Origin of the sequence: Porphyrobacter sp. MBR-155, from assembly GCF_040547625.1 — a bacterium.
In the GTDB taxonomy this organism is placed as follows: domain Bacteria; phylum Pseudomonadota; class Alphaproteobacteria; order Sphingomonadales; family Sphingomonadaceae; genus Erythrobacter.
In genome coordinates this window covers 106,869-129,583 of sequence record NZ_JBEPQB010000006.1, presented here as the reverse complement: position 1 = coordinate 129,583, position 22,715 = coordinate 106,869, and the positions used below count along the sequence as shown (strand labels likewise).

At 63.2% G+C, this 22,715-nt stretch carries 19 protein-coding genes and 2 pseudogenes; 10 read left to right on the top strand and 11 right to left on the bottom strand.

Features of this window, described 5'->3' with window-relative positions:
* Positions 1-12 precede the first annotated feature (12 nt).
* Positions 13-1,071, bottom strand: coding sequence for a substrate-binding domain-containing protein (locus ABIE62_RS08410; protein ID WP_354325159.1), 1,059 nt, complete (start codon positions 1,069-1,071; stop codon positions 13-15).
* Positions 1,072-1,256: 185 nt separating this feature from the next.
* Here ABIE62_RS08410 and ABIE62_RS08405 point away from each other — a divergent pair, with 185 nt between their 5' ends.
* Positions 1,257-3,005 (top strand): sensor domain-containing diguanylate cyclase, encoded by a 1,749-nt coding sequence (locus ABIE62_RS08405; RefSeq protein WP_354325157.1) that lies wholly within the window; start codon positions 1,257-1,259, stop codon positions 3,003-3,005.
* On the opposite strand, the gene ABIE62_RS08400 is transcribed toward ABIE62_RS08405, so the two are convergent.
* Together ABIE62_RS08400 and ABIE62_RS08395 are read right to left on the bottom strand one after the other, a co-directional pair.
* The gene (locus tag ABIE62_RS08400; protein WP_354325155.1) at positions 3,002-3,406 is read right to left on the bottom strand and encodes an acyl-CoA thioesterase; all 405 of its coding nucleotides are present in this window, start codon (positions 3,404-3,406) and stop codon (positions 3,002-3,004) included. The two genes, ABIE62_RS08405 and ABIE62_RS08400, sit on opposite strands and share 4 nt — an antisense overlap.
* Positions 3,403-5,622, bottom strand: a complete 2,220-nt coding sequence (locus ABIE62_RS08395; RefSeq protein WP_354325154.1) for a S9 family peptidase — start codon at positions 5,620-5,622, stop codon at positions 3,403-3,405. The genes ABIE62_RS08400 and ABIE62_RS08395 overlap by 4 nt, the downstream gene beginning before the upstream one ends.
* A gap of 120 nt (positions 5,623-5,742) precedes the next feature.
* Between ABIE62_RS08395 and ABIE62_RS08390 the strand changes: the two genes are divergently transcribed.
* Positions 5,743-7,587, top strand: coding sequence for an aminopeptidase P family protein (locus tag ABIE62_RS08390; RefSeq protein ID WP_354325312.1), 1,845 nt, complete (start codon positions 5,743-5,745; stop codon positions 7,585-7,587).
* A 128-nt stretch (positions 7,588-7,715) separates the two neighbouring features.
* On the opposite strand, the gene ABIE62_RS08385 is transcribed toward ABIE62_RS08390, so the two are convergent.
* A complete protein-coding gene (locus ABIE62_RS08385; RefSeq protein WP_354325153.1) occupies positions 7,716-8,099 on the bottom strand; it encodes a hypothetical protein in 384 nt (127 codons plus the stop codon).
* A 303-nt stretch (positions 8,100-8,402) separates the two neighbouring features.
* Here ABIE62_RS08385 and ABIE62_RS08380 point away from each other — a divergent pair, with 303 nt between their 5' ends.
* A complete protein-coding gene (locus ABIE62_RS08380) occupies positions 8,403-8,789 on the top strand; it encodes a VOC family protein (RefSeq protein WP_354325151.1) in 387 nt (128 codons plus the stop codon).
* A gap of 109 nt (positions 8,790-8,898) precedes the next feature.
* Here ABIE62_RS08380 and ABIE62_RS08375 read toward each other — a convergent pair whose 3' ends face one another.
* A complete protein-coding gene (locus ABIE62_RS08375; RefSeq protein ID WP_454184726.1) occupies positions 8,899-10,485 on the bottom strand; it encodes a helicase HerA-like domain-containing protein in 1,587 nt (528 codons plus the stop codon).
* Between the two features lie 99 nt (positions 10,486-10,584).
* Here ABIE62_RS08375 and pabB point away from each other — a divergent pair, with 99 nt between their 5' ends.
* From pabB to arfB, 3 genes are all read left to right on the top strand, one after another.
* Entirely contained in the window at positions 10,585-12,411 is a 1,827-nt protein-coding gene (gene pabB, locus ABIE62_RS08370; protein WP_354325150.1) for an aminodeoxychorismate synthase component I, read from the top strand.
* Positions 12,412-12,549: 138 nt separating this feature from the next.
* Positions 12,550-13,212 (top strand): RluA family pseudouridine synthase, encoded by a 663-nt coding sequence (locus ABIE62_RS08365; protein WP_354325148.1) that lies wholly within the window; start codon positions 12,550-12,552, stop codon positions 13,210-13,212.
* Positions 13,205-13,645, top strand: a complete 441-nt coding sequence (arfB, locus tag ABIE62_RS08360) for an alternative ribosome rescue aminoacyl-tRNA hydrolase ArfB (protein WP_354325146.1) — start codon at positions 13,205-13,207, stop codon at positions 13,643-13,645. Before ABIE62_RS08365 ends, arfB begins: the two co-directional genes overlap by 8 nt.
* A 21-nt stretch (positions 13,646-13,666) precedes the next feature.
* Here arfB and ABIE62_RS14710 read toward each other — a convergent pair.
* From ABIE62_RS14710 to ABIE62_RS08345, 4 genes and pseudogenes are all read right to left on the bottom strand, one after another.
* Positions 13,667-13,843 (bottom strand): annotated as a pseudogene (locus ABIE62_RS14710) (hypothetical protein); the annotation flags it as partial.
* An 82-nt stretch (positions 13,844-13,925) separates the two neighbouring features.
* A complete protein-coding gene (locus ABIE62_RS08355) occupies positions 13,926-14,402 on the bottom strand; it encodes an OmpA family protein (RefSeq protein WP_354325144.1) in 477 nt (158 codons plus the stop codon).
* A 164-nt stretch (positions 14,403-14,566) separates the two neighbouring features.
* On the bottom strand, positions 14,567-16,420 hold the full coding sequence (locus ABIE62_RS08350) for a cation:proton antiporter (protein WP_354325309.1): 1,854 nt from the start codon (positions 16,418-16,420) through the stop codon (positions 14,567-14,569).
* 96 nt (positions 16,421-16,516) lie between these two features.
* Positions 16,517-16,678, bottom strand: a pseudogene (locus ABIE62_RS08345) (transposase); the annotation flags it as partial.
* A 299-nt stretch (positions 16,679-16,977) separates the two neighbouring features.
* Here ABIE62_RS08345 and rpmG point away from each other — a divergent pair.
* Together rpmG and ABIE62_RS08335 are read left to right on the top strand one after the other, a co-directional pair.
* Positions 16,978-17,145, top strand: coding sequence for a 50S ribosomal protein L33 (rpmG, locus tag ABIE62_RS08340; protein WP_017664380.1), 168 nt, complete (start codon positions 16,978-16,980; stop codon positions 17,143-17,145).
* A gap of 79 nt (positions 17,146-17,224) precedes the next feature.
* Positions 17,225-17,905 (top strand): LolA family protein, encoded by a 681-nt coding sequence (locus ABIE62_RS08335; protein ID WP_354325141.1) that lies wholly within the window; start codon positions 17,225-17,227, stop codon positions 17,903-17,905.
* Positions 17,906-18,123: 218 nt separating this feature from the next.
* On the opposite strand, the gene ABIE62_RS08330 is transcribed toward ABIE62_RS08335, so the two are convergent.
* Positions 18,124-19,506 (bottom strand): alkaline phosphatase, encoded by a 1,383-nt coding sequence (locus ABIE62_RS08330; RefSeq protein ID WP_354325140.1) that lies wholly within the window; start codon positions 19,504-19,506, stop codon positions 18,124-18,126.
* A gap of 97 nt (positions 19,507-19,603) precedes the next feature.
* On the opposite strand from ABIE62_RS08330, the gene ABIE62_RS08325 reads away from it, so the two are divergent.
* A complete protein-coding gene (locus tag ABIE62_RS08325; RefSeq protein ID WP_354325138.1) occupies positions 19,604-20,392 on the top strand; it encodes an exodeoxyribonuclease III in 789 nt (262 codons plus the stop codon).
* A 47-nt stretch (positions 20,393-20,439) separates the two neighbouring features.
* The gene (gene ribA, locus ABIE62_RS08320) at positions 20,440-21,459 is read left to right on the top strand and encodes a GTP cyclohydrolase II (protein ID WP_354325136.1); all 1,020 of its coding nucleotides are present in this window, start codon (positions 20,440-20,442) and stop codon (positions 21,457-21,459) included.
* Here the strand turns inward: ribA and ABIE62_RS08315 are convergent.
* Entirely contained in the window at positions 21,456-22,700 is a 1,245-nt protein-coding gene (locus tag ABIE62_RS08315) for a hypothetical protein (protein ID WP_354325134.1), read from the bottom strand. The two genes, ribA and ABIE62_RS08315, sit on opposite strands and share 4 nt — an antisense overlap.
* Positions 22,701-22,715 lie beyond the last annotated feature (15 nt).

Below are 22,715 nucleotides of genomic sequence, written 5' to 3'. Positions count from 1 at the left end.
CGCAACTGCGGGTTATTTGGCGGCGAGTTCTTCCTTGGTCAGGATTGGCTGCTCGCTGACCTTGGCGGCATTCACCTGCATCGCTTCGGGCGGCATCGCCACCATCCCGATCTTCGCCAACGGGCCATCCTTGCCCCAGCTCTTGACCCATTCCTGCATGAAGTTTTCAAGGCCGGGGATCGCGCGCATATGCGCTTTCTTGACGTAGATATACAGCGGGCGCGCGCCCGGATAGGCAAAGCTGGAGATGTTATCATAGGTCGGATCGACCCCGTTCATCGGCAGCCCCTGCACCCGGTCGCTGTTTTCTTCGAGATAGGAGAACCCGAAAATGCCGACCGTGCGCGGATTGCCGATGATCTTCTGGACGATCAGATTATCCTGTTCCCCCTGATCGACATAGCCGCCATCGCTGCGCACTTCGGTGCAGATTTGCTTGTAGCTGTCTTCGTCGCTGTCCTTGAGCGCCTTCATTTCCGGGTTGGTGGCGCAACCAACTTCGAGCACCAGTTCCTTCAACGCATCGCGCGTGCCCGATGTGCTGGGCGGGCCATACACGATGATCGGGTCGGCCGGCAGCGACGGGTCGACATCCTTCCAGGTTTTGGTGGTCTGCGGCTTGCCATAGGGCTTGGCCGCAAGCGCTTCGTAAACTGTTTTGGGCGACAGGTTGAGCATGATCCCGCCCTTGGCCGAAGCAAAGGCGATCCCGTCGAGCCCTACCTGCAATTCGATGACCTCTGTCACGTTATTGGCAACGCAGGCTTCGAATTCGGAAGCCTTTATCCGGCGCGAGGCATGGGCCATGTCGGGGGTGTTGGGGCCAAGGCCGGAACAGAACAGCTTGATCCCATTGCCGGTGCCGGTCGATTCTATCAGCGGCGATCCGGGGTTCGACCGGGCGAAATTCTCCGCCACCACCTTGGCGAAGGGATAGACCGTCGACGATCCAACCGCATGAACCGAATTGCGCGCGCTGCCACCGCCCGAATCGCAGGCGGAAAGCGCAAGGCTTGCCAGCGCGATGGCAGTGCCGAACTTGGCAAATGATGTGATGCGGTGCTGTGTCATGATTGATCCTGATCGTTCCTATACTGGCGCGGTAGGCCTGAAACATGACAGCTATATGACGAAAACCGGGGCGATCAAGCCAGCCCATTGATATGGCGCAACCGCATGACTTGCGGCGAAATTTGCTCCGAAATGGCGGGGCGACTTAACAGCATCGTAAGAGCTTGGATGATAGGCACCGCGGCATGGCAAGACTGCGCCTTCTGATCCGACTGTGTATCGCAGCTGTGCTGCTGGCGATGTTCGTCGCCCGACCGGCGTCGGCGGAGGATCGGACGTTGCCCAGCTTCGCGCCTGCCTGCCATGCCGCGACATCGCTTGACGAGACCGCCGAAGCGATGGTGCCGCGTGCTTCGTGGACCTGTTCGGATAACGGCTGGCGCGCAGGTTCGCCCGCAGTCTGGCTGCGGTTTGAGGCGGATAGCTGGCAAGGTGCGTTGCCGCCGCGCCAGTTTTTCAGCCGGATTGCGCGGTTCGACGCGATCACCTTCCACGCGCTCGATACTGATGGCACGATGCGGACAGCGCGCTTTGCCGAGGCCGATGGCCAACCCTTTCCTGAAGGCCCTGTGTTCCAGCTGCCGCTGCCCGAAATTACCCCGCAAACAAGCCTGCTGATGGTGCGGATCGAAGGCCCGCATTCGGTGCCGCTGCTAACCGAAGCGCGGATCACCCATGATCAGTCACGGGCCGAATGGTCGCAAACCAATATGCTGCTGCTGGCTTTCGTGGTCGGGATGCTGGTTCTGCCGCTGCTGTTCGACGTCAATTTCTTCATCGTGCTGCGCGAAAAATTTGTGGTTCTGCACGCGATGATGGTTGCCGCGATGATGGTCTATGTGACCTTTGCAGGCGGGCTGATAACCGCGTTTGTCACGGTGCCGGTGGCGGCGATGGCGATCATCACCGCGCTTTCCTCGGCCATCGGGATAGGGTTGTCGGCGATCTTTCTTGCCACCTTCCTTGAACGCGGCGCGCAATCGCGGCTGATGCGCCGGATCACGATCATGGTGGGCTATTTCACCATCATCGTCCCGGGGTTCTTTGCCTTTCAGTTCGATGCGACCCAGCCGTTTGACGATCAGGCCTATCTGATCGCCTTCCTGCCGGTGCTGGTGATTATCAGCGCCGCCGTGGCCGAAGCCTTGCTGCGCGGCAGCCGTTCGGCGCGCTTTATCGCAATGGCGTGGACGCCGGTGATCATCGCAACGGCCGAACGTCTGCTGCGTGGGCTGGGCTGGTATGTCGGCCCGCCAAGCCTTGATCAGATGCTTTACATCGCGGTGGGGATCGAAGTGGTGGTGATCAGCCTCGCCATCGCCGACCGTTTCCTGGCGCTGCGGCGCGAACGTGACGCTGCGCTGACCGAGGCGCGGATGCTGGAACAGCTTTCGACCCGCGATTCGCTCACCGGGTTGATGAACCGCCGCGCCATCGAAGCGCGCTTTGATCAGCTGTTGGCGCAGGGTTTCCATACCTTTGCGCTGGTTGATCTTGACCGGTTCAAGTCGATTAATGATCTGCATGGCCACCAGATCGGTGATGCCTCGCTGGTGGCCTGTGCGGGCGCGCTGCGCGCTGAAGGCGACCGGAACTCGATCGCGGTGCGATTGGGCGGCGAGGAATTTGTGGTGCTGCTGCGCGGTGAACGCACATTGGAACGCGCCGAGGCTTTGCGTCAGGCGATCCCGCAGCGCATTGCCACGGAAGTGTCAGGGCTTAGCCTGCCGGTGACGGCCAGCATGGGCGTGATCGTGCTGGCCGATGGCGACCGCCACAAGATGGCGTTCAGCGATTTCTACGCCCGTGCCGATGCGCTGATGTATGAAGCCAAGGCGGCTGGCCGCAACCGCCTTGCCTATGCGCGCCTGACCGTATTCAACACCGCTCCCAAGAACCGCCGGAAACGCAGGGCCGCGGACAAGGCTGCCTAATCGGCCTGAAACGGCGCGAGAACCTCGGGCCGCACCCGTGCCAGCCGCCCGCTCGCCCGGTCGATCATCGCCCAGCTGGTCGCCGCGCTGACGAGGCGTTTGCCGCCCGCATCGGTGAACTCAACGCGCCGCAGCGATTTCGCGCCCTGGGCCGGGCCTTCGATCCACGTCGTGCCGGTAACGCTCGCGCCCTCGGCGATATTGCCGCGATAATCGATTTCGTGCCGCACCACGACCCAGAAGAACGCCGCCTTGTCTTCGGGCCGCGCCGCCGCTTCCCAGTGCGCGGTGGCGAGATCCTGAATCCACTGCACCCACACCGTGTTGTTGACATGGCCGAGCTCATCGATGTGCTGCGGTGCGGCCACGAAGGTGCGGGTGAAGTGGGCGGGTTTACTCACCGCTCCCCCGCCATCCCCATCTGCCACAGGATGAAGGCGAACTCCTCCGCCGTTTCCTTGAGGCTGTTCCAACGGCCCGATTGTCCGCCGTGGCCTGCGCCCATGTTGGTCTTCAGCAGCAGCAGATTGTCGTCGGTCTTGAGTTCGCGCAGCTTGGCGACCCATTTGGCGGGTTCCCAATAGGTCACGCGCGGATCGTTCAGCCCCGCTGTCACCAGCATCGGTGGGTAATCGCGCGCCGCCACCTGATCATAGGGCGAATAGGACAGGATATAGGCGAACGCCGCCTTGTCGGTGATCGGGTTGCCCCATTCCTGCCACTCGCCCGGCGTCAGCGGCAGATCCTTGTTCAGCATCGTGTTCAGCACATCGACAAACGGCACGTGCGCGACAATCGCGCCATATTGCGCGGGGTCTTGGTTGATGATCGCGCCCATCAACTCGCCGCCCGCCGAACCGCCGCTCGCCGTGACCATGCCTTCCGCGGTGTAGCCCTGCGCGATCAACCCGCGGCCTGCGTCGACGAAATCGTTGAAGGTGTTGGCGCGTTCGAACAGCTTGCCTTGCAGATACCAGCGCCGCCCCAGATCATCGCCGCCGCGAATATGCGCGATGGCATAGGCAAAGCCGCGATCCACAAGGGAAAGGCGCGTGGTCGAAAAGCCCGGCGGGATGGCGTAGCCATAGGCGCCGTAAGCATAAAGATGCAGCGGCCCCGGCCCTTCGATCCCGGCCTTCTTGAGGATGTCCGCGCGGTCTTTCCGCATCACGATGCTGACCGGCACCATCGTCCCATCGCGCGCCTGCACGGTGAGGCGCTGCGTGGTGTAGAGGCTGGCATCGTAACCGCTGGGGATTTCCTGCGTCTTCAATGTCGTCAGCCCGCCCGTCGCGACGTCGTAATCATAGACGGTGCTGGGCGTGACCATGCTCTGATAGGACAGCCGCAGCTTGCTCACCGCATATTCGGGATTGTCCGAAAGACCGGCAGTATAGCTTGCCTCGGGAAAGGTGATCGGGGTGATGTTGGCCGGATCGGCGTAGGAACGCAGCTGGATCTGATCGAGCCCGCCCAATCGCCCTTCGGTGACGAAGAAATCCTTGAACAGGTCAAATTCGGTCAGATAAAACTCGTCCGAACCCGCGATCACCGTTTGCCAATCGCCGGGCGTTTTCAGATCAGCCTTGGCGAGGCGGAAGTTGATGTGATCGTCGTTGGTCAACACCCACAATTCGCCATCCCTGACATCGACCGAATATTCGACGCCCTTGTTGCGCGCCTTCACCAGAATCGGCTCAGCCGTTGGATTGGCAGCCGGGACGAGGCGCACTTCGCTGGTTTCATTGTCGCCGGTGGCGATGATCAGCCAGTCTTCCTGCGCCGATAGCCCCGCCCCGACGCCGAAGGACTGGTCTTCTTCCTTGTAGAGCGTCACGTCCTGCTCAACCGGGGTGCCGATCACGTGCAGCCTGGCTTCGAGCGTGCGCCATTCCTCGGTCGAGGGGCCGTAAACCAGCGCGGTGTCATTCGCGACCCAGGTCAGCCCGCCGCGCAGGTTGGTGAGTTCATCGGGCAACAACTCGCCGGTCTGCAGATCCTTGATCCGCGCGGTGTAGCGTTCGCCGCCCGAAGTGTCGGTGGAAAACGCGAGAAACCGCCCGTTCTGGCTGATCGAGGCTGCGCCAAGGCGGAAATATTCGAGGCCCTCAGCGAGACTGTTTTCATCGAGCAGTAGCTGCGCCTCGCCCCCCGCCGCAGGTTTGCGCCAATGCTTGCGATATTGCGCGCCTTCCTCGAACTCGCTCCAGTAGAGGAACTCGCCATCCTTCTGCGGAACGGTGCTGTCGTCTTCCTTGATGCGGGCGCGCATTTCGGTGAACAGCGCCTCGGTCAGCGGGGCTTGGGCTGCCATCTTCGCTTCGAAATAGGCGTTTTCCGCCTTCACGTGGGCCAGCACGTCCTCATCATCCACCACCGGATAGGATTTGTCATACAGCCAGTCATAGGGGTCTTCGATGGTGATCCCGTGGTGGGTGTAGGTGTGTGCGCGCTTTTCAGCGACGGGCGGCTTGATCTCGGTAACGGTAGCAGGTGCGGCGGCAGATGTGGTCACGCGGGATTGTTCCTCGTTGGGGGCGGCGATGGCGGCAGCAGGGGCAAAGGTGGTGGCGGCAAGCGCGATGGCAAGCGCGCGCTTGCTGATCCTTGTGGTCATTGGCGGCAGTCCCCGTCTTAGGTCTGGGTGGAAACACAGCCCGGTTGGGCCTATGTTGGCGGTTCTAACGATACATTCCCGCGCGGCAAGAGCCTGCGCCCACGCCTGAGGATTGAACCGATGCTGATGCAAACTCACGAAGCCCGCCTTACCGCCCTGCGCGCAGAATTGAAGCGGCGCGGGGTAGATGGGTTCATCATCCCGATCAGCGATGAACATATGAGCGAATATGTCGGCAATTACGCTCAGCGGTTGAACTGGCTGACCGGGTTTGGCGGATCGGCGGGGTTCGCTGCGGTGACGCTCGATCATGCGGCTATCTTCGTCGATGGGCGCTACACCGTGCAGGTGCGCCAGCAGGTTGATGAAAAGCTGTTCGATTACAGAAGCGTGCCCGCCGACACGCTGGCCGGATGGCTGGCCGAGGTGTGCGCTGCCAAAGACGAAGGGGGCGCGAAGGTCGCCTATGATCCGTGGCTGCACACCTGGGGCTGGGTCGATGCGCTGGAACGTCAGGTAAACCCGCGCGGCATCACGCTGGTGCCCGCAACAAACAACCCGATTGACGCAGTGTGGGCGGATCGCCCCACGCCTTCGCCTGCGGCGGCGATGGTGCATGATGACGCGCGCGCCGGGCAATCCTCGGCGGAAAAGCGCGCTCTGGTGGCCGATTGGCTGGCGAAGGAAGGCCATGATGCGGTGGTGATCCCGGCGCTCGATTCGATTGCGTGGCTGCTCAACATTCGCGGGCAAGACGTGGCGCATACGCCCGTCGCGCTGTCCTATGTGATCGCGCATAAGGACGGCAGCGCCGAACTGTTCATCGCGCCAGAGAAAGTCACGCCCGAACTCACCCGCCACCTAGGCAACGCGGTAACGGTGCGCGAACGCGCCGCGTTTGAAGGCGCGCTGACGGGCGAACTGGCGGGCAAAAGCGTCAGCCTCGATCCCGATTTCGCGGTGGTCGGGATCGCGCAGGCGCTGCGAGCCGGGGGCGCGCAGTTCACCTTCAAACGCGATCCGACGATCCTTGCCAAAGCGATCAAGAACGATTGCGAACAACAGGGCCACCGCGATGCACAGGCGCGCGACGGGGCGGCGGTGTCGCGCTTCCTGCGCTGGCTCGAAGGGGAGGCACCAAAGGGCGGGGTGGATGAACTCACCGCCGCCGCCAAGCTCGCCGAGTTTCGGGCGATGGATCCGGGCCTACGCGATCTGTCGTTCGACACCATCTCTGCCGCCGCCGGTCACGCCGCGCTGCCGCATTACAAGGTCGACGCGGACAGCAATATCCCGATCCCGCCGGGTTCGATCTATCTGGTCGATTCAGGGGGGCAATATGCCGATCAGTCCGGCGGCGGCACCACTGACATCACCCGCACGGTGTGGGTCGGCACGCCCGATGGTTTGGGCGAGCCAACCGCCGAAATGCGCGACCGCTTCACCCGTGTCTTGAAAGGCCACATCCAGATTGACCGCGCAGTATTTCCGCAAGGCACCTGCGGCGGGCAGCTCGACGTGCTGGCGCGGCAATATCTGTGGGAAGCGGGCGTTGATTACGGCCACGGCACCGGCCACGGGGTCGGCAGCTTCCTCGGCGTGCACGAAGGCCCGCAGCGGATCGCCAAGCCGGGCGGCGGGCAGGCGGGCACCGGGCAGGAATTGTTCGCCGGGATGATCCTGTCGAACGAACCGGGCTATTACAAATCGGGCGCATTCGGCATCCGGATCGAAAATCTGGTGCTGGTCGAAGAACGCGAAATTGGAGGCGCAGAAGGCCGCTATCTCGGGTTCGAAACGCTGACCTTCGTGCCGCTGGACCGCAAGCTGATCGCGCGAGAACTGCTCACCGCAGACGAAATCGCGTGGGTCGATGCCTATCACGCCAAGGTGCGCGCGCTGATTGCCCCGCAGCTTGCGGGCGAGGATCTGGCGTGGCTGGAGCGTGAGACGGCGGCGCTGTAGCGCTGGTGGTGAGGTGGTATGAACGCCCGTTTCTGCCGGCAAATGACGATAGCGGCACGGCAGGTTTCAGGACAACGCCGCCCTGCTCGCAATGGCTGGACGTGGGTGGAAAACGGGCGTTCGTCGCTTCATTTATAAGGCAGGTTCACGACCCTGCGCTGCTCCGTCACCATGAACTTTCCGACGCCGGAGGCAGACCCCTCGCTGACCGTGGTGACCTCATAGACTACTCCTACGCGGAGCGGTTTCGCCTTTACCGCATACTCATCGTTCTCCCGGAACGGAGGGCCTTTCAGCGGCTCGCCGTAGACAACCGGGAATGGATTTTCACACGAGGTGACGGCGAAGCTCTCATGCCAATACATCCCATTCTCAACCATCCCGAGGCTGTCGCCTTCTTCGGGGTTCGTGGACGGCCCGTCCGCCGCTGAGACCGAGATCGAGTAGATGCAATCGGGTTCGCCCCAGATGTCGGTGTCGGTCGGCACGAATGCGACCTTGCCGTCGATCACTACTGCTCGAACGTCATAGACCGAAGAGCACCCGCTCAGGGCCAAGATTAGGATAAGCGCCGCGGTTGTCCTGTAAAGCATCGGCAGTCTTTATCAGAGGCCAACCGAATGTCCTAAGCGGGGTCGATACCGGAAAGGCCGAAAATGCCAAAAATCTCTTGAAAGCTGCCTTATCGCGAGCGGTCATTCATCGATTGCGCCGAACATCCGATCAGAACAATACCATCGACACCCGCGCATGTTCTGGTATTGTTCCGACATAGGCGAGTCGCAGCGGGCGGCGCGGGGGATGGGAGAACAGATATGATCGGTTACGTTACGGTTGGCACCAATGATTTGCCGCGCGCGGCGGCGTTTTATGACGCCTTGGCCGCGCATTTCGGGGTTGGGCGGATGATGGACACGGAAAGCTTCATCGCCTGGGGCGAATGGGGCGGCGCGCCGGGGATTGCGGCGACGGTGCCGTTCGATGGCCAGCCCGCCACGGTCGGCAACGGGGTGATGGTCGCGCTCGAAGTGAAAACGCCGGAGGATGTCCATGCGGTCTACGATATCGCCATGGCTCACGGCGGCAGCGACGAAGGCGCGCCCGGCCCGCGCGGCGATGATGGCTTTTTTGCAGGCTATTTCCGCGATCCCGATGGCAACAAGCTGAACGCCTTTTGCATGGTTGCTGCGGCCGAAAATTGATGCGCGCGATCAAGGCGGGCTAGACCCTGCCTAGGTCGCTCCAGACCCCGCCTAGACCCCACGTTCCGCGATGTTTCACGTGAAACATCGGGTCTGGGCGGGTGCAGGTTCAGCGCATCAGCCCGCCGATCAGGTTGCGCACAAACCGGCCCACGATTGGCCCAGCCAGATCGGTCGCGATCGATCCGGCGGCTGAGGTAACGCCCGAGGCCACCGGGTTCGACCGGCTTTTCTTGCCGAGTATTTTTGACGCCGCCATCCCCGCCGCGCCGCCCATTGCAACCTTGGCCCCGCGCGACATCGCCTTGCCCCACAGATTGGGGCTTTTACGAGGCTGCCCGCGCACGTCCGCCTCGCCGCGCTCCTCAACTTCAGCCGCAGTGGCGGCGGCATCGGCTGCTTTGGCGGCGATCACTTCTTCGGCGCTTTCGCGGTCGACCAAGGTATCATATTTGCCATCCAGCGGGCTGACGGACTGAATGATCGCGCGCTCTTTCGGCGTCACCGGGCCAAGGCGTGAACGCGGCGGTTTGATCAGGGTGCGCTGGACGATGGTGGGCGCGCCCTTCTCGTCGAGCGTGGAAACCAGCGCCTCACCCACCTTCAACTCGGTGATCGCCGTTTCGACGTCCAGATCGGGGTTGACGCGAAAGGTCTCCGCCGCCGCCCTGATCGCGCGCTGATCGCGCGGGGTAAAGGCGCGCAAGGCGTGCTGCACCCGGTTGCCCAGCTGGCCCGCGACTTTCTCAGGAATATCAATCGGGTTCTGGGTGACAAAGAACACCCCCACGCCCTTTGACCGGATCAGCCGCACCACCTGTTCGATCTTGTCCATCAACGCCTTGGGCGCATCGTCGAACAACAGGTGCGCTTCATCGAAGAAGAACACCAGCTTGGGCTTTTCCGGGTCGCCAACTTCGGGCAGGCTTTCGAACAATTCGGCCAGCAGCCACAGCAGAAACGTGGCGTAAAGCTTGGGGCTGCGCATCAGCTGATCGGCGGCAAGCACATTGATATAGCCGCGCCCCTGTTCGTCAACTTGCAGGAAATCGTCGATTTCCAGCGCGGGTTCGCCAAAGAAATTGCCCGCCCCCTGCGCCTCGAAACTGAGCAGCTGGCGCTGGATTGCCCCAACCGAAGGCCGCGTGACATTGCCATATTTGCCCGACAATTCCGCGGCGTTCTCGCTCGCCCATTGCAGAACGGCTTGCAGATCCGCGAAGTTGAGCAGCAGCAGACCGTTTTCATCAGCATGGCGGAAAATGATCTGCAGCACGCCTTCCTGCGTCTCGTTCAGATCGAGCAGCCGGGCCAGCAGCAGCGGCCCCATTTCCGAAATCGTGGTGCGGATCGGGTGGCCTTGCTTGCCGAACAGATCCCAGAAAATCACCGGATTATCGGCATAGGAATAATCGCTGATGCCCAATTCCTTGGCCCGCGCCTCAAGGCTGGCGGCGTGTTTGAAGGTGGACGAACCCGGCATCGCGATGCCCGACAGATCGCCCTTCACATCGGCGACAAACACCGGCACCCCGGCGGCGGAAAAGCTTTCCGCGATGCCTTGCAAGGTCACGGTTTTGCCGGTGCCGGTCGCCCCCGCGATCAGCCCGTGGCGGTTCGAGCGGCTCAGCGCGAGCGCTTGGCGCGATCCGTCCCCGCCCAGCCCCAGATAGATGTCGCCTGCCATATCCGTCATTGCCCGTCCCTGAAATTGCCTGTTCGCGGGTGATGTGCAGGGCCGCGCGGCGGCGGTCAAGTTCTCGACTTGGCGGCGAATTGGGCTATGGGTCGCGCCATGGTTAGCCCTGCGCCGTTTGTCCTGCTTGATGATGCCCGCGCCGGAGCGGCTGCGGCGGATGCATTGCTGTACGAAAGCCCGCGCAAGGTGTTTGTCGCCGCCCGTCCCGATCAGGTTGAAATCACGCTCGACGCGGCAGAGGCGGCGCGGCAGGCGGGCGGCGGATCGCTGGCGGGGTATATTGCCTATGAAGCGGGCCTTGCGCTCGAAGGCAGGCTGGCGGGGCTGGCGGCGGCGCGCAGCGGCGCGGCGGGGCCGCTGGTGTGGCTGGGGCTGTTTGACGCACCGACGCCGATTGCCGCGGCTGACGTGCCCGGCTGGCTGGCGGCGCGCTCGCAAGGCACGGGCAGCATCGGCCCGCTGGAACCGCAATTGTCGCCCGGCGGATACACAGCGGCGTTCGCGGCTCTGCGTGAGGCGATCCTGGCGGGCGATATCTATCAGGCAAACCTCACCTACCTGCTCGCCGGTTCCTATCGCGGCGACCCGGCGGGGCTTTATGCCGCGCTGCGCGGGGCGGCGGCGGCGGGTTATGGCGGTTTGATTTTCGATGGCTCGCACTGGCTTTTGAGCTTTTCGCCCGAATTGTTCGTGGCGCTTGCGGGGAATGAGGCCAAGGTCAAGCCGATGAAGGGCACGCGCCCGCGCAGCCCCGATCCGGCGGCAGACCGCGCGCTGGCCCAAGACCTTGCCACGTCGGTCAAGGATCGCGCCGAAAACCTGATGATCGTCGATCTGATGCGCAATGATCTTGCCCGCGTGGCCGAGGCGGGCAGCGTGGTGGTGGATGCGCCGTTTGCGGTAGAAAGTTACCCGACGGTGCACCAGATGGTGTCAACCGTGCGCGCGCGGCTCGCCCCCGGCAAGGGCGCGATGGATCTGGTGCGCGCGCTGTTCCCGTGCGGATCGATCACCGGCGCACCCAAGATCAGGGCGATGGAACTGCTCGGCGAAATCGAGCGCGACGCGCGCGGGGCCTATTGCGGGGCGATTGGCCGGATCGACGATGATGGCAACGCGGCCTTCAATGTCGCGATCCGCACCTTGCGCCTCACCCCGGTCGAGAATGGTCAGGGTAGCGCGGTGCTCGGCATCGGCTCGGCGATTGTGGCGGATAGCGATGCGCTGTCCGAACGGCGCGAATGCGAGGTCAAGGCCGGGTTCGTGCGCCGTGCATCGCCCGATCTTGCCGCACCCGCGTTCGACCTGATCGAGACGATGCGGTTTGCACCCGACAGCGGCATCGCCCTGCTCGAACTGCATCTGGCGCGGATGAAACGCAGCGCGGAAATCCTCGGCTTTGCGTTTGATCGCCATGCGGTGCGCAACCAGATACAGGCGTTGTGCTTTGAACTCGATGCGCCCGCGCGGCTGCGGCTGCTGGTGGCGCGCAGCGGGGCAAGCGCGCTGGAGGCAGCGCCGCTGCCCGCCCCGCTGCCCGCGCCGCTGGATAAGCCGGTCAAGGTCACCGCGTTGCCCCATCCGATTGATCCCGGGGACTGGCGGCTGATGCACAAGACTTCCGATCGCGGGTTTTACGATGATGCGCTGGCAGCGGCGCACAGTATGGGCGCGGCTGAGGCGGTGCTGGTGCGCGATGATGGGCTGGTGACAGAGGGCAGTTTCACCAATCTGTTCGTGGATGGGCCGGACGGCGCGCTGCTGACCCCGCCCGCCGCGCTCGGCCTGCTGCCCGGTGTGCTGCGCGAAAACCTGATCGCAGACGGCCGCGCGCGCGAGGCGCAACTTACTCTTGATGATTTGCAACACGGCTTCTGGCTCGGCAATGGCCTGCGCGGGCTGATGCGGGCCACCTTGATCTAAACCCCGCTCCGCTCGCCCTGAGCTTGTCGGAAGCGAAGCTGACGCGCAGGGTCAACGGCCGTATTTCACTTCTAGCACCACCCTCGAAGACAAAAGCGGTGCTTCGACAAGCTCAGCACGAACGGTTATTGGAAAATCATGCCTGACATCACAATTCTCTACGAAGACGGCGAAGCGCTGGTGATCAACAAGCCTGCGGGCCTGCCGGTTGATCGGCCCAAGCGCGGCGGGGTGTGTCTTGATGACCATCTCGACAATCTGAAAATGGGGTTCCTGCGGCGTCCGGTGGCGGTGCACCGGCTGGATACCGACACGAGCGGCTGCCTGCTGCTCGCCCGCAATCCCAAGGCGCTGGCGCGGTTCAACAAAGCGTTTGAGGATCGGCTGGTCGGCAAGACCTATCTGGCGGTGCTGGCGGGCCATCCGGTGGGGACGCAAGGCACCATCGAACTCGCGCTGACCAAGATCAGCTCGGCCGAAGACGGCTGGCGGATGATCCCGGCGAAAAAGGGCAAGCCTGCGGTTTCGCACTGGGAACTGGTGCAGGAACTGGGGCCGTACAGCCTGATCCGATTCCGCCCCGAAACCGGCCGCACGCATCAGTTGCGCGTCCATGCGCTCCACGGGCTGGGCGCTGCGCTGCTGGGCGATCCGGTCTATGGCGCGGGATCGGTGCCGGGGGCTGCGCGCACCATGCTCCACGCCGAAAGCCTCACCGTCACCCGCCCCGGCAAAACCCCGATTGAGGCGCGCGCACCCTTGCCCGCCGATTTCGCCGCGCTGGGGGCGCAAGATGGATGACGATGCGCCCAAACCAGACGCCGAACCGCTAACAACGCGCGCGCTGCGGCTGGCCGAGGAAAGCTTCCTCGCCGGGTCGGGGCCGGGCGGGCAGAACGCCAACAAGGTCGCGACCGAGGTGGAACTGCGCGTCAATATCTACGCGCTGCGGCTTGCCCCGCCGGTGTTCGCGCGGCTGCGGGCGCTGGCGGGATCGAAGCTCGCGGGCAATGGCGATCTGATCATCACCTCCAAGGCCAACCGCACGCAGGAAGCCAACCGCGCCGACGCCCGCGCCAAGCTGACCGCGCTGCTGGAGGACGCGCAGACCGAACCCAAGCGGCGGGCGAAAACCCGGCTCAACCGGGTGGGCAAGACCGAACGGTTGAAGGGCAAGAAGGTGCGCGGGACAGTGAAGGCCAATCGCGGGCGACCCAGCAGCGCCGATTGGTGATATCAGCGGGGTGCTCCGCACCACCTGACGGATCTGAGCGGATTTCATGTCAAGCGCGCGGTATTCGTCCTCGGTCTCCGAAATTGCATCGATCCGGCCACACAGGTGCCCCTGCCTTTCAGCAGAGGCGGCGAGGCCTTGGAGCTTTGGTAGGCTATCAGCAACGTGGTGGCTGTGTGGATCGACAATATCAAACATCGCCCGCCAACCTGCGCGGCAGCACACGCGTGACGCATCAGAAGTGCACGACACTGCTGGTATTGTGACCGTAGCCCGAAGATTACGATGGCGTTGATGCGGGCGGCGCAGAGGATGGTGACTTCGCCTCTTCGGAAACAGGGATTTGCGTCGAATCATCGACCGGCAATTTCGGCTCAGGAATGCTCACTGCAATCTCGACCCGGCGGTTACGCGCGCGGCCTGCGGGATTATCGCTCCCGTCGGCGAGAGAATTGGGTTCGAGCGGGCGATCCTCTCCCAAGCCGATAACTGTGATACGCGCTTTATCCACGCCGTGTTCGATAAGGTAATCGCGCACGGTTTCAGCACGTTTAATCGACGCGCGCCGATTGTCTTCATCCGATCCGCGGGAGTCGCTGTGACCGCGCAAGGTAATCCTCCCGCCAGCCTGTAATTCCTCGGTTTCGAGTAACTGATCGAGCGTGCTGCGTGCCGAATCGTCAAGGCCATTGGCCTGAAACCCGAAGGTGATCGTTCGTGAAATCGGTGCCAGCGGCGCCTTTTCAGTCGCGGCCATTGACGGGCGTAAAATCGATTTGGCCGACGAAGCGTGCGGCGCGGGTTCCGGTTGCGCGGCAGGATCGTCCGTGGGCTCAGGCGTAGGCGATGATCCGGGATCCTGACGACAGGCGGCAAGGGCAGCAACCAGTGCTAAAGCGGTTGCCCAGTGTTTGCGGCGCGTCATAAAGGCGACTCTCCTGTGACTGGTTTTTCCGGTTTTACGGCCCGGGCACCGCGCGCTTCGGGCGCGCTGGGGGGGGCGTAGGACACCACAATGTCACCGGTATCGGCTGACGGGCGCGATGCATGGGTAAAGAAGTGTAATTGTCCATCGGCACGGAGCAAAAACAACAGCTCGGCCCCTTGCGGAAGCTTGGCGCGAGCGGCTTCGAAATCGAATTGCGCGGTCAGCTTAGTCTTACGGAACTTCCATCCCGCCGCATGACAGGCAAACACGTCGTCAACGCCCAACCCAGCTTCGAACATGGCCTGCCCCCGCAGCGCACCAGGAAGCGCGCGATGATCATCATCATCATCACGCGCCTCACCCAGCTGGTATACCTTATCGCGCCCGAAATCCCGTCCAAATTCCTGACATACCAAGGTGTTATAGGCTTCGTTATCGGATGTCGCAACCAGCACCTGAAACTGCCCCAGATCAAGTCGGTCTTCCGTCGTTTCGGATAGGATCTCACCGTGATAGGTCTGAACTCCGGCCTGTCGCAGCGGCGCAAGCTTGTGCCAGCGAGTATCGGCGACGGTCACCGGGATATCCAGCTTGCGCACCTCCTTGGCCAAGGCAGAACTCCATTCATTTGCGCCAACAATCAATAAGCCCTTGCCCGAAACGCTGTTCACCTTCAGCCTGCGCGCCAGCGGCTTGATCGTGAAGCCATGCGCCAGGATCGTCACGATCACGACCGCGAACGACAGCGTGACCAGAATCCCACCATCGCCATAGCCCAGCGCATCAAGCCTGAGCGCAAACAGGCCCGAAATCGCCACAGCAACAATCCCCCGCGGGGCGATCCACGCGATCAGCAAACGCTCATTCCACGGCACGCGGGAAAAGGCCATGCTGGTCAGCACCGCAGCCGGACGCACGATGAATAGCAAAACCGCGATAAATGCCAAAAAGCGCCATTCGAACTGGCGCAAAACCTCAAGATTGAGCGACGCAGACAGCAGCACGAACACGCCCGACAATAGCAGAACCGTAATGTTTTCCTTGAACAGCTGAATTTCGCGCAAGCTTTGGAAGCGCATATTGGCCAGCGCCATTCCCATGACCGTGACCGCCAAAAGACCGGTTTCCTGCTGGATCGCATTTGATGCCACAAATGTGCCGATCACTGCCACCAGCAGCACAGGCGCCTTCAAGTATTCTGGCACATGGCCGCGCGGGAACGTCCATGCGATGGCGCGCGCAGCGATATAACCAATCAGGCCGGCAACCACAGCCGCGCCCAGCATCGCCACTATGGTCCCCAGTAGCGAGGGATCCTGTTCGGCCCGCCGCAAATATTCATATGTCAACACCGCGCACAGTGCGCCAAACGGATCGTTGACGATACCTTCCCATTTCAGAATTGCACGCGGCCGCGGCGCGATATTGCTTTGCCGCAGCAACGGTGTGACCACCGTTGGCCCTGTGACTACGAGGATGCCTGCAAACAGGATCGCCACCGGCCAGACAAGCCCGGCAATATAATAACAGGCCACCGCGCCCAGCGTCCAAGCCACCGGAATGCCGATCACAGCCAGCCGAGTCACCGCGCCTTCGGTTTTGCGCAATTCTCGAAAATTGAGGCTTAGCCCGCCTTCAAACAGGATCAGAGCCACTGCTATCGATATCATCGGTTCCAGCAGTTCGCCAAATGTCTCTTCAGGATGAATCAGGCGCAGCACGGGTCCGGCGATAACCCCCGCCGCCAGCATCAGCGCAATAGCGGGCCAGCCGGTGCGCCAGGCAACCCATTGCGACCCCACCCCAAGCAACCCGATAAGCGCAATGATTAAAGCATTATACTCCATCATGTTTGTCTACGGGGCGGTTCAAAGTCGGTAAACCATTATATGGGTCACTTATGCCAGCGCGCTGAGATGCTGAGCGCCCGCTTCGAAAGTTCATCAAGCATAGCAATATCTTGCGTTACGGTATGCGCGTAGGCGGATTGAGGCGATGTGCACCCATGCGGTTGAGCTTCCGATGGATTTCTCCCAGTCTTCAGCCAATCGCCTGCACCGGCCCAGCCATGCAAAGGTTCGCTCAACCAGCCAGCGGCGTGGCATACCTATTGCAACCCTATTGCAACATGTGCATCGGTTCATACCGCAACGCTGAAGGCTATCGTGGGCCCCGTCGCTGACTGCACCTTCATCGTGGACATATTTTCCTCACGGTAAAACGGCCATGGCGGTGGGGCTGAACTGAGTCACTATCGGGGTAAGCTCCCGCCTTGACTTTTCCCCCTGATTCGCCCAATGGCCCGCCCGTGTGGCGGTGTGCCGGGCTTTCCGGGCGCGCCGCTATTTTATTTTTCAAGCCCGTGCGCATCTTCGCGGGCCGACCCATTTGACAGGAACCCGCCATGGCGAAGCCCACCACCGTCAAGATCCGCCTCGTCTCATCCGAGGGCACCGGTTTCTTTTACGTGACCAAAAAGAACCCGCGCAACATCACCGAAAAGATGAGCTTCCGCAAATATGATCCGGTGGCGCGCAAGCACGTTGAGTTCAAGGAAGCCAAGATCAAGTAAGATCTGGCTGTGCCCGCCGCATAATGGCGGGCGCGATAATTCATCGACAGTTCAACCGGGCGGCCTTAGGCGGCTTGGCATGACACAGCTTCAAACATCCGCGCGCGCGCTCATCCTTGGTCTTGGGGCCGGGGCTTTGGCGCTTGGTCTTGCCCCGGCTGGCACCACCGCAATCACCCCGCCGCTCGCCGCGCAATCTGCCACCGATGCCTCCGCCGATCTCGACCGGGTGGTGGGTGCCTTGCGCGAAATCAGCACGATGCGCGCCGATTTCACCCAGACTGATCGGCTTGGCAACACCATGCGCGGGGTGATGACGATGAAGCGCCCCGGCAAAATCCGCTTCGATTACGGCAAGGACGCCGATTTTCTCGTCATTTCGAACGGCAGGTCGCTCTATGTCGTCGATTACGAAGTGAACCAGGTGGAACGCTGGCCGATCAAGAATTCACCGCTCGGCGCATTGTTCGACCCCGAACGCGATGTGAAGCGGTTCGGCAAGCTGGTCCCGACCGGCAACCCTGACGTGTTCAGCGTTGAAGTGCGCGATCCCAAAAAGCCCGAATTCGGGATGATCAACATGATCTTCGTGCGCAATCCGGCCGCGCCGGGGGGACTGCAACTGACCCATTGGGTGGCATTGGACGCGCAGAATCACCGCACGCGGGTGCAGCTATCCAACCAGCGTTACGGCATCGCGGTGGCAGACAGCGCCTTCACCTTCCGCGATCCGCGCCGTTCAGCTCGTCGCCCCGGATAGGCAGCACGTCGACGAACAGTTGTATGGAAACGACCAAAACGGGGCTGTGTTCATGTCAGTGAAAGGCGCCAACGGTTAATTGTTGTCAACAAGGCGGTTCGAAGGTGGGTTTCCCCCCTGTTGCCCTCCCTTCCGCAAAGACCGCTTTGTACAAGCGTGACGAACGCTCAATGGAACCCTCGACCCAACGCCCCCGGGTCGGGGGTTTTGTTTGCGGGTTACTCCCAACCCAGCGCCTTGCGCATGATTGTGTAGATCACGTTCTGTTCAATCACCCCGCGCGCGCGCTGTGCTCCCGGCCCGGTGGCAAACAGCGCGACATCCTCGCCCGCGTGGGTTTCCGCGCCGGTGGGCACGGTCGCCTGCTGTCTTGCCGCGACCCCGGTTTCAGGTACCGTCCGCTCGCCGCGCAGCGCGCCGGGGCCGTTGGCATAACCGAGCGTGGTATAGGGCTTGCCATCCGCAGCCAGCACCGGCGATAGCCCGTCACCGCCATCCTCACCGCGCCCCTTGGGTGCCACCACCAGCCCGAGAATGTCATTCCCGCGCCGTGGATAGCCTGCGATGGTGAACACGTGGCTGTGATCGGCGGTGACCAGAATCAGCGTTTCGGCCGGATCGGTGTGATCCACCGCCCACTGCACCGCGCGGGCAAACTCCACCGCTTCTTCGAGCGCATAGCCCGCCTGTCCGCCGTGATGCGCGTGATCGATCCGCCCGCCTTCGACCATCAGGTAGAACCCGTCAGGATCGGCCTGCAATCGCGCGATTGCCTGCGCGGTCATGTCGGTCAGGGTCGGTTCGGGCGAATCGGGCTTGCGATCGACCATGAAGGTCAGATGGCTGGGGTTGAAAATGCCGAGCACCGGCTTGTCCATCGGCGCGGCGACGAGGCTGGCGGCGTCTTTCACCACCACCCCGCCGCTGCGCGCCGCCCATGCGCCGGGCAGATCAGCCGCTGCATCGGCGCGCATTCCGCCCTTGTCCTTGCCGTAAAACACCGCCGTCCCGCCGCCGAGCGCCACGTCGAAATCAGCCTCTGCCAGTTGCAGCGCGATGTCCTTGCACCCCTGCCCCTGCTGATCGTCGGGGATTGCGGCGTCCGCCTCCCAGTCGCGGTCGGCGCTGCGCGAATAGACGCTGGCCGGAGTGGCGTGGGTGAGCCGGGTGGTGGTGACGATGCCCAGCGCCAGCCCGCGCCGCTTCACTTCTTCGCCCAGCAACGGCAGCGGGTGCGCCAGCGCATCCTTGCACACGCCCTTTTCCGCGTCCGGCCCGATGCCGAGCACCCCGATGCGGGTTTTGACGCCCGAATGCATCGCGGTGGCCGTACCCGCGCTATCGGGCACCTGCGCATTGGTGTTGTAGGTCTTGACCAGCGCCACATGATCGAACTTTTCAAAGCTCAGCTGGTTTTCCTCACCCGTTTCCCCGCGCTTTTGCGCTTCGTAGATGCGCGCGGCGGTGATGGTGGAAATGCCCATGCCGTCGCCGATAAACAGGATGACGTTTTTGGCGCGCGGCTCGGCGGGGGCCTCCTCGGCAAAGGCGGGGACGGTCGCGGTGGTGAGCAACAGGGCGGCAAGGATGGTGCGGGTCATAGAGGGCTCCGTTGAAGTTGCTGCGGCCTATCGCGCCTTCGTGCGACAATAAAGTGAAAGCTGGAATGTTGGATGATTGCCGCTTAAGTCCGCCCCCATGATCTCTGTCGCCACCTGGAACATCAATTCGGCCCGCCTGCGCGTCGGACTGATCGAAAAACTGCTCACCGAAGCCGCGCCCGACATCCTGTGCCTGCAGGAAATCAAGTGCGAGAGCCACCTGTTCCCTGCAGAAGCACTGGCGAACCTCGGCTACACCCATCAGGCGGTAAGCGGGCAGAAAGGCTATCACGGCGTAGCCACGGTCAGCCGCGTGCCGATCCGCGAAGTCACCCGCCACGATTGGCAGGCCAATGGCGAAGCGCGCCACATCGGGGTGGAAGTGCTGGGCAAGGATCTGTGGGTCGAAAACGTCTATGTGCCCGCAGGCGGCGACGTGGCCGACCGTGAGGTAAACCCAAAATTCGCGCAAAAGCTCGATTTTCTCGGGCGCATGACCGGCTGGGCAGACACGCTTGACCGCCCCACGCTGATCGTCGGCGATTTCAACATAGCCCCGCTGGAAAGCGACGTGTGGAGCCACAAGCAATTGCTCAAGGTCGTCAGCCATACGGCCGTAGAGGTGGAGACGCTGGGGCGGTTTCAGGACGCCCACGGCTGGATCGATCTGGGGCGCGAACACGTGCCCGCCCCGGCGCGCTATTACAGCTGGTGGAGCTATCGCAATCCCGGTTGGCAGGAGAACGACAAGGGGCGCAGGCTCGATCATATGTGGGCCTCGCCCACCCTTGCCCGGCAGGCGAGCGCGCACCGGGTGCTGGAGGATGCGCGCGGGTGGGAAAAGCCATCCGACCACGTGCCGCTGATCACGGAGTTTGACCTCTGAGCGAGCCGCCCTCCCCAGCCCGCCGCGCAGCGCAGGCGGTTGACGCATTGCGCCACGGCTGGCCGCTGGCGTTTGCGGGCGGGCCGACCTTGCTGCCGGTCGAAACCGCCATCGCCAGCGCGGCGAGCGCGCCGCAAATGCTGATTTCGGCGGCGCGCGCGGCGACGCTCAAACTCGCTAATCAGCGCGATGCCGCTGCCCCGCACGCCCCGGTGCTGATTGCGGGCGGAGAACGGTTCGACTTGCGCGATGCCCTGCCGATTGCCGATCCCGCGCTTGATCTGGGCAATCCGTTGAAAGGCCCGTTCAAGGCGCTGACCCTGACGTGGGAGGAAAGCGCGCGCGCCGCGCTCGAACTGGCGCGGATCGCCGGAATCCTGCCCGCCTTTCTGGTCGATCCGGCGGACGCGGGAGAGGCGGTTGCGGTCGCCCCGTCTGACCTTGCCGCCTATGCGAACGCCGGCGCGCTGCGGATCATCACCCGCGCGCGTCTGCCGGTCAGCGCCAGCGAGGATGCCGAAATCGTCGCCTTCCGATCCACCGCCGATTTGCGCGAACACGTCGCGCTGATCATCGGCAGGCAGACCGGCGACCGCCAGCCGCTGGTGCGGCTCCATTCCGAATGCCTGACCGGCGACATCCTCGGCAGCCTCAAATGCGATTGCGGCCCGCAACTGGACGGCGCGCTGCACGCAATGGCGCATGAGGCGAAGGATGCAGGCGGCTGGGGCGTGCTGCTCTATCTGCGGCAGGAAGGGCGCGGGATTGGGCTGATCAACAAACTGCGCGCCTATCGCTTGCAGGATCAGGGGTTCGATACGGTGGAGGCCAACCAACGGCTCGGCCTGCCCGATGAAGCGCGCGATTTCCCGGTAGCGGCACGGATGCTCGAACTGCTGGGGGCGACGACGATCCGCCTGCTGACCAACAACCCGGCCAAGGTGACATCGCTGGAAGCCGCCGGGATCACGGTGAGCGAACGGGTGGCGCATCAGCTCCCCGAAAACCCGCACAACGCCCGCTATCTGGCGACCAAGCGCGACCGGTCCGGGCATTTGCTGATCTAGTCCACCCCGAAATCCGCGTCGAGCGAGTCCTGCCACGCCTGCATCGCCGCATCATGTTCGGGCGTGCCGGGGATGCGATCGGGGCGCTGGGGGATGGCGGCGGCTGGGTCGATCCAGACTGTCTTCGCTCCCGTCGGCGTGGCGAGCCGGGCGATGGCGGCGAACTGCGGCTCAGGCGCGGCGATCCAAAAGGTCGAATTGACCGCTGCCCCGGGTTTCACGCGCGCCGCCGCCTTGGCGAAGGCGGCCACCAGCCCATCCGGATCGCAGGGCGCGGCGAAGGCGGCGTCGGTGGGGAAGTCCAGAACTTCTGTCACTTCATCGCGCAGCCACTTCACGGATTCGCGGTAGCGGGGATGGTCGCGCGGGAACAACACCGTGGTCGAAGTCGAAAGTTCGAACGGCGGCTCGGTACTGAGCCGCCCGTGCGCCTCGCGCAGGTATTCATGCCAATCCTGCTCCTCACAACCCTGCGGCGGCGTGAGCGGGGCCTTGCGCTCGGCGAGCCACTTCGCCTCCGCCGCGATCATCGCCGCCCTGACTGCCGCAGTGGCGGCCAGCGCAGACTCCCACTGCGCCGCCGGGGGCAAGGTCACCGCCCCGTCAGCCAGCGCGATGGTGAAGGGGACGGTCTCCACATCCTCCCCCAGCCCGCCGCCATGCGGGACCACCACGGGGATGACGACGCTGGCACCATCGGCTGAAAAGCCCTCACCCTTGCTCCAGTAGACCGAGCTGACCGAGCGCGGCAGGGCGATCATGTAATCTTCCGGCACCAGATCAGTCAGGCTGAGCGAGCGCACCAGCGCGCCCTCCGGCCCGTAGATTACGACCACATGCTCGCCGTGGCCTATGCTGTGCCAGTTATCGAAGGTGACGACATGGCGACCATTATCGGCCACCAGCACGGTGACCGGCGCCACCGGGTTGGCGAGCGGCCCGGCCCACACCGGCTGCCACTTGTCCCGCGCATCGCGCTTTTCAAGCAAGCCGAGCGGCGCGGGGCGCTCCACCGGCATCCCGCTTTTCTCCGCCGCCACTTCCCCGCGGAAATAGTCGAGCTGGCTGCCAATATGGGCGGGGGTGACGGTGAAGCGGAACTGGCCGTTGGCGGAGAGCGTCGTCTCGGTCTCGGGCATTGCCCAGCTATCCGCGCGTGCCTGTACGCCTAGCAGCAATGCGACCGCCGCTAGACACAGCGCGGCTAACGACAAGCGGTTGATCGAGCGGGCTTTCGTCATGGGTGAAGCATACGC